General features: G+C 72.0%; 7 protein-coding genes. 2 read left to right on the top strand and 5 right to left on the bottom strand.

What is annotated here, in order from left to right; translation table 11 throughout:
- On the top strand, positions 1–1,005 hold a 1,005-nt coding region (locus tag MFF42_RS20665; protein WP_238257427.1), incomplete at its 5' end, for a sodium:solute symporter family protein.
- 25 nt (positions 1,006–1,030) lie between these two features.
- Here the strand turns inward: MFF42_RS20665 and MFF42_RS20660 are convergent.
- The 5 genes from MFF42_RS20660 to MFF42_RS20640 all read right to left on the bottom strand — a co-directional run bounded on the left by MFF42_RS20660 (position 1,031) and on the right by MFF42_RS20640 (position 4,431).
- On the bottom strand, positions 1,031–1,915 hold the full coding sequence (locus MFF42_RS20660) for a metallophosphoesterase family protein (RefSeq protein WP_238257426.1): 885 nt from the start codon (positions 1,913–1,915) through the stop codon (positions 1,031–1,033).
- Positions 1,912–2,811: a diacylglycerol/lipid kinase family protein gene (locus MFF42_RS20655; RefSeq protein WP_238257425.1), complete on the bottom strand. Its 900-nt coding sequence runs from the start codon at positions 2,809–2,811 to the stop codon at positions 1,912–1,914. Before MFF42_RS20655 ends, MFF42_RS20660 begins: the two co-directional genes overlap by 4 nt.
- Positions 2,812–2,936: 125 nt before the next feature.
- Positions 2,937–3,455 carry a DUF3016 domain-containing protein gene (locus MFF42_RS20650; protein WP_238257424.1) on the bottom strand — a complete coding sequence of 173 codons (519 nt, stop codon included), beginning with the start codon at positions 3,453–3,455 and terminating at the stop codon, positions 2,937–2,939.
- The gene (locus tag MFF42_RS20645) at positions 3,452–3,667 is read right to left on the bottom strand and encodes a hypothetical protein (RefSeq protein WP_012456626.1); all 216 of its coding nucleotides are present in this window, start codon (positions 3,665–3,667) and stop codon (positions 3,452–3,454) included. The genes MFF42_RS20650 and MFF42_RS20645 overlap by 4 nt, the downstream gene beginning before the upstream one ends.
- 197 nt (positions 3,668–3,864) lie before the next feature.
- Positions 3,865–4,431: a ComEA family DNA-binding protein gene (locus tag MFF42_RS20640; protein ID WP_238257423.1), complete on the bottom strand. Its 567-nt coding sequence runs from the start codon at positions 4,429–4,431 to the stop codon at positions 3,865–3,867.
- Between the two features lie 344 nt (positions 4,432–4,775).
- On the opposite strand from MFF42_RS20640, the gene MFF42_RS20635 reads away from it, so the two are divergent.
- The gene (locus MFF42_RS20635) at positions 4,776–5,969 is read left to right on the top strand and encodes a patatin-like phospholipase family protein (protein WP_238257422.1); all 1,194 of its coding nucleotides are present in this window, start codon (positions 4,776–4,778) and stop codon (positions 5,967–5,969) included.
- The last annotated feature ends 112 nt before the right edge of the window (positions 5,970–6,081 follow it).

Below are 6,081 nucleotides of genomic sequence, written 5' to 3'. Positions count from 1 at the left end.
GCGATCTCGCCGACGCTGGCGATCTGGATCGGCGCGGCGGTGCTGACCGTCTACGTCATGGTCTCGGGCGTGCGCGGCTCGGCCTGGACCGCCGTGCTCAAGGATTTCATGATCCTATTCGTAGTGATCTTCTTGGGAATCTATCTCCCGTATCACTACTACGGCGGCATCGGCGCGATGTTCACCGCGATCGATGGGGCCAAGCCCGGCTTCCTGGCGCTGCCGGACCGCGGCCAGAGCGCGACCTGGTTCGCCTCGACGACGCTCCTGACCGCGCTCGGCGGCTGGATGTTCCCGCACATCTTCGCCTCGATCTACACCGCGAGCGACGCGCGCACCTTCCGCCGCAACGCGGTGTTCCTGCCGCTCTACCAGCTCATGCTGCTGTTCGTGTTCTTCGCGGGCTTCGCGGCGGTGCTGCAGGTGCCGGGGCTGACGGGGCCGGACGTCGATCTCTCGCTGTTCAAGATCGCGCTGCAGACCTTCCCGCCCTGGTTCGTCGGCGTCATCGGCGCCACCGGCGTGCTGACCGCCCTGGTGCCGGGCTCGATGATCCTGATCGCCGGCTCGACCCTGATCGCGCAGAACCTCTACCGGCCGCTGGCGCGCAACGCGACCGACGCCTCCACGGGTCGGCTCGCCAAGGGCATCGCGCCGCTGCTGGCGCTCGCCTGCGTCGGCTTCACCCTCTACGGCGGCGAGACCATCGTGCAGCTGCTGCTGATCGGCTACGCCGTCGTCACGCAGCTCTTCCCCGCCTTCTTCTTCAGTCTCCTGCCCAACAACCCGCTGACCCGGGCGGGGGCGATGGCGGGCATCCTGGCCGGTGTGGCCGCGGTGGCGGTGACGGTGGTCGGCGGCTACACCCTCGCCAAGCTGTTCCCCGGCCTGCCGGGTCCGGTGCAGGATCTCAACATCGGCGTCGTGGCGCTGGCGCTCAACCTCGCGGTCGCCTTCGCCGTCAGCCTCGCGGGCGGCCGCGCGCGGCGGGCGGCGCTGCCCTGACCCTCCGGACGGCGGCGCCGGGCGGTCAGCGCCCGGCCGGCTCCGCCTCGCCGGTCCGCTCCCCGGCCGGAGCGGGCACGGCCTCGTCCTCCCGCGCGTCCTCGAACGCCGCGCCGGTCCAGACCCGCACGGTGACGGTCGCCCGGCCGCCGTCGACGACGATGCGGTTGTAGGCGTTGGGCTCGTTGCCGCGCAGCCGCGTCGAGGTGGCCGAGCCCGCCTGCACGGCGAGCAGCCGCGCCCCGCCCGCCTGCGCCCGACCGCGATCGACGGCGACCCTGTCGGGCTCGGTGCCGGTCTCCGGCGCCTCGGCGAAGCGGGCGTAGTGGCGGTGGAGATGGCCGGCGAGCGTCAGCCCGACGCCGTGGCGGCGGAAGGCGTCCAGCGCCTCGTCGGCGCGACCGACGAGGCGGGCCTCCGCGTCCCAGGGCGGCGGCATGAACGGGTGGTGGCCGACCACGATCCGGAAGACGTGGTCCGGCAGGGCCGCCAGCCGCTCCTCGGTGCGGGCGATCTGCGCCCGGGTGATCTTGCCTTGAGACCAGTCCGTCTCCGGCGCCCAGGTCCGCACCGTGTTGAGGCAGACCACCGCGATCTCGTCGTCGAGGAAGGTCGGCTCGGTGTCCCGCGCGATGAAGCGCCGGTAGCGGCCGAACGGGTGGAAGAAGCGGGTGAGGAGCTTGAAATAGGCGATGTCGTGGTTGCCCGGCACCGCGATCCAGGGCGCGGTGAGCCGGTCGAGGAAGGCGCGCGCCTCCGCATATTCCTTGCGCCGCGCCCGCATGGTGAAGTCGCCGGAGGCGACGATCAGGTCCGGCGCATCGCGGTTCAGCTCCGCGACGAGACCCTCGACCACCGCCGGTTCGGTGCGCCCGAAATGCAGGTCGGAGATGTGGGCGAGCCGTCTCACCGCCCGGGCTCCGGCACGATCACCGTGAGGGCGCGGGGCATCAGGCGGTAGCGCAGGGGCGGGGCGATCAAGCGGACCTCTCCATCGTTCATCACCCGCAGCGCGCGCCTCCGGGCGGAGACGGCGAAGCGGGTCGCACTGCGGCGCTCCAGTCCCGGCAGGCGGCGCCAGCGGCCGAGCCCGAACCCGAGCGCCAGCCGGACGACGCGCCACGGCGAGAGCCGGCGGGCGATGTAGAGCGTCAACTCGCCGCCATCGACCTGGCTCCGCTCCAGAATCTTTCCCGGCCCCTCCGCGTAGTCGTTGTTGACCACCGCGAGCAGGCGGACGCGCAGCCGCGTCCGCCGCCCGCCTTCCGAGAGCACGGCGGAAAGGCGCGGATAGGGTCCGAGATGGCGCAGGGTCGCCGCCGCGAGCCGCAGCAGCGCCGGCATACCGAGCCGCCGTCCGCGAAAAACCTCGCGGTGGCGGACCATGCGGGCGGGCATGCCGAGCACCGAGTTGATGAGGAAGAGGTGGCCGTTGACGCTGCCGACATCGACGGCGCGGGCATGCCCCGCCCGGAGCACCGCGATCGATCCGTCGAGGTCGAGCGGGATGCCGAGATCCTTGGCCATTAGGTTCATGGTGCCCAGCGGCAGGATGCCGAGAGCCACGCCGCTGCCCGCGAGCACGCCGGCCGCGCAGTTGAGCGTGCCGTCCCCGCCCGGCACCGCCACGGCCGCGACGCCCTCCGTGCGCAGGGCGGCCCGCAGGCGTTCGAGCAGGGGGAGGGTCTCGTCCGGCTCGGGAAGGAGGTCGAGCCCCGCGGCCCTGAGCCGCGCGCGGATCGCGTCCGGCGTCGGGCCATCGGCGAAGGAGCCCGACGCGGCGTTGGCGACGAGGACGATCCGCATGTCTTCCGGCGTTCCCCAGCCCCCCTGACGGCGCGGGCTTGAGCGTCGCCGCCATCCGCCATCCCGAAGGGATCGATCGGATGGCGTATGACAGGCGCGGGCGTCGGACGTGTGACGGGGCCGGATCAGCCCGGCGGCGGGCGGCCCTGCACGAAGCGCGTCCGGAACCAGTCGCGCAGAACCTCGCGCTCGTAGAAGAAGGTCTGCCCGGAGGAGAGGCGGTTGGCGCGCAGCAGGAAGTTGATGTCGGTGACCGTCTCCTCCGCCGCCCGCACCGTGCGTCCGCGCTCCTTCAGGGCGTAGCGCAGGCGGAAGCGGGGCGGGGTGATGTCGGTGACCACCCGCACGCCCTGGGCCGCGCCGAAGCTCGGCCGGTCGAGGCCGGCGAGGTCGATGTCGAGCACCGCGATGTCGAGCGTCTGGCCCGGCGCCAGGACCGGGTTGCCGAGCGTCTCGAACAGGCGGCGCATCTCGGCCAGCACGACCGGCGGCGACAGGCCCGAGCCGTAGCGGTTCTCGGCATCGGTGTAGCGCTCGGGCGCGGCGAAGGTCACCCGCACCTGCGCCGCCGCGGGCGCGGCGGCGAGCGGAGCGGAGAGCGGCGCAGCCAGGACCGCGAGCAGGCCGAGCGCCGCCGCCCTCATTGCTGCGAGCGCTTGAGGATCGCCTGCAGGGCGCGGGCGACCGGCTCGGTGATCGTGCGCCGGTACTTGCGGTGGACGAGCTGGCCGTTGTGGTAGATGTCCTGCTCGACGTAGAGCCGCTCGCCGTCCCAGCGGACGATGTTGTCGGATTCCGTCGTCTCCTCGACGCCCAGATCCCGGCGGAGGATCGGTGCGCCGGATGTCGTTTGCATGGAGCGGCCTCGGCCTTCGATTGGGGAAATGCCCACCCTGTTTAGGGCCTCGGCGCGCGCTGTGCCAGGGTCGGATGCACGGCGGGGCCGCCGGAGACCGGTCCGCCGGTTTCTCGCGGGCCCGGTTGTCGCCTGCTCGTCCATCGGAATGCGACCGCAGAATCCGGCGATGACCCTTCGCGACGGGCCCGAGGCCGTCACTGCACCGTCACCTGATCCTTGATGCGCTGGTAGGTGGAACGGTTGAGGACGCGCTTGCTCAGGAGCTGATCAACGGAGGCGTAGGGCCTGTGCTGGATGATGGCGCGGCCGATGGCGCCGCCGCCCTTGAGCCCGTTCAGCTCGCCGAGCGAGGCCGTGTTGAGGTCGATCAGGGCGACGGCCGCCGGCGGAGCGTTCTCCTCGGCTTCGGCCACCGGGTCGGGCTCGGCCGGCGCCTGCGCCGCCGGCGGCGGGACCGGCACGGGCGCGGTGGCAGGCGGTGCGGGCGGAGGCGGTGCCTCGGCGACCGGCCGGACCGGCTCTCTTGCTGGCTCCCTTGCAGGTTCTCTCGCGGGCTCGGACGGTTTCACCAACCGCACCGGCTCGGACCGAGACGGCGCGGACGCCGCATCCGCCGGCCGGGCGGGTGTCGTCGTCATGGCGGCCGGTGCCGCGGTCCCCGGCTCGGAGCCGCGAAGCCAGATCGATTGGATGACCCAGGCCAGACCCGCCGCCGCCGCGATCAGGAGGACGACCCGCAGGATCGCCGATCCGCTCAGCATGAACGCCTCCCGACCGAAACGCGGACGCGGGACAGGATCGAGGTCTCGGCTCCGGACATCGCGGGCATCCTAACCTGCGGGCACAGCTCGAACATATGACAAATCCGAGAGATCGAACACGGCGCCTCGCCGGGCAGCCGGGCTCTTCCGGCGCCAGCGAAGGCACCGAAGGAGCCGCGCCGACGGGCCTCGTGGAGGATCCGTCCGAACCCATCCCCCGCAGGTTGTGACGCCCCGGCACCGGTGACCGCGCAAGCACCGCAGCCATGTGCGGGAACGCAATACGGCCAAGCTCGTTTCGTGTAGGCTGGCCCCATTCCACCGGGCTTGTTCGGGTCATGTCGATGCCAAAGCGTTTCCGCTGGTCGCGCCTGCTCCTCGCCGCGGCGGTTGCCGGGCAGGCCGCGGCCTGCTCCTCGCTGCCGCGAACGAGCTACACCAAGGACCAGGCGGATGCCGCGACCGTGCCCGGCATGGTCGGCGTCCGGGCCTATGCCGACGCCAGCGCCGCCGAGTTCGTGGCGATGGCCGCGGGCCCGCAGAAGAAGCGCCAGACCTTCAGCTACCTCGCCCTGTCCGGCGGCGGCGGCGACGGCGCCTACGGCGCGGGCGTGCTCAACGGCTGGACCGCCTCGGGCAAGCGGCCGGACTTCACCATCGTCTCCGGCGTCTCGACCGGCGCCCTGATCGCGCCCTTCGCCTTCCTCGGGCCGGCCTACGACTCCTATCTCACCGACATCTACACCAGCGGCATCGCCGAATCCCTGGTGCAGAGCCCGAGCCTCGCCAACGTGCTGTTCGGCTCAGGCCTGTTCGGCGACGGGCGGCTGCGCAACCTGATCGCCCGCTACGTCACCCCCGACCTGCTCCAGGCCGTCGCCGAGGAGCACGCCAAGGGCCGCCGCCTGCTCGTCGTGACGACGAACCTCGACACGCAGCGCGCGGTGATCTGGAACATGGGCGCCATCGCCGCGAGCGGCGCGCCCAACGCGGTCTCGCTCTTCACCGACGTGCTCACCGCCTCCGCCAGCATCCCGGCGGTGTTCCCGCCCCAGCTCCTCGACGTGCAGGCCGAGGGCCGCGCCTTCCAGGAGATGCACGTGGACGGCTCGGTGGTGACGCCGGTCTTCACCCTGCCGCAGTCCTTCCTGGTGCGCGACGGGCGCTTCCGCAGCGCCGGCAAGGCCGACATCTACGTGGTCATCAACGGGCGGCTGGAGCCCGAATTCGACGTGACCAAGAACAACACCCTGTCGATCGTCGAGAAATCCTTCACCACCGCGAGCCGCGCCCGCTCCCGGGCGACGCTGGTGGCCACCGACGCGTTCGCCCGGCGCAACGGGATCGGCTTCAACCTGACCTATATCGACGAGAGCGCACCGCGGACGAGCACGGCCCGCGGGTTCGACACCGGCTACATGCGCAGCCTCTACCAGTTCGGCTACGAGGCCGGCCGCACCGGCCAGTTCTGGCACCCGAGCGTTCCGGCGGAGCCGCTGGTCAAGAGCGTGGTGCGGGAGGCGGTGGCGGGGCGCTGAGCCCCCGCGCCGATCGCATCCGACATCCGATCGATCCCTTCGGGATGGCGGATGTCGGCTTCGCTCAAACGCCGCGCGGGCTTGCCGATCCGGATCCCGCTCCGATCGGAGC

It is taken from the genome of Methylorubrum podarium, from assembly GCF_022179745.1.
Classification (GTDB): Bacteria; Pseudomonadota; Alphaproteobacteria; order Rhizobiales; family Beijerinckiaceae; genus Methylobacterium; species Methylobacterium podarium.
This window is presented reverse-complemented; position numbering and strand designations above follow the sequence as displayed.

Coding starts and splice junctions, on each gene's coding strand:
- MFF42_RS20655 (WP_238257425.1), bottom strand. CDS start 2,811: ATGCGGATCGTCCTCGTCGCCAACGCCGCGTCGGGCTCCTTCGCCGAT.
- MFF42_RS20650 (WP_238257424.1), bottom strand. CDS start 3,455: ATGAGGGCGGCGGCGCTCGGCCTGCTCGCGGTCCTGGCTGCGCCGCTC.
- MFF42_RS20645 (WP_012456626.1), bottom strand. CDS start 3,667: ATGCAAACGACATCCGGCGCACCGATCCTCCGCCGGGATCTGGGCGTC.
- MFF42_RS20640 (WP_238257423.1), bottom strand. CDS start 4,431: ATGCTGAGCGGATCGGCGATCCTGCGGGTCGTCCTCCTGATCGCGGCG.
- MFF42_RS20635 (WP_238257422.1), top strand. CDS start 4,776: ATGCCAAAGCGTTTCCGCTGGTCGCGCCTGCTCCTCGCCGCGGCGGTT.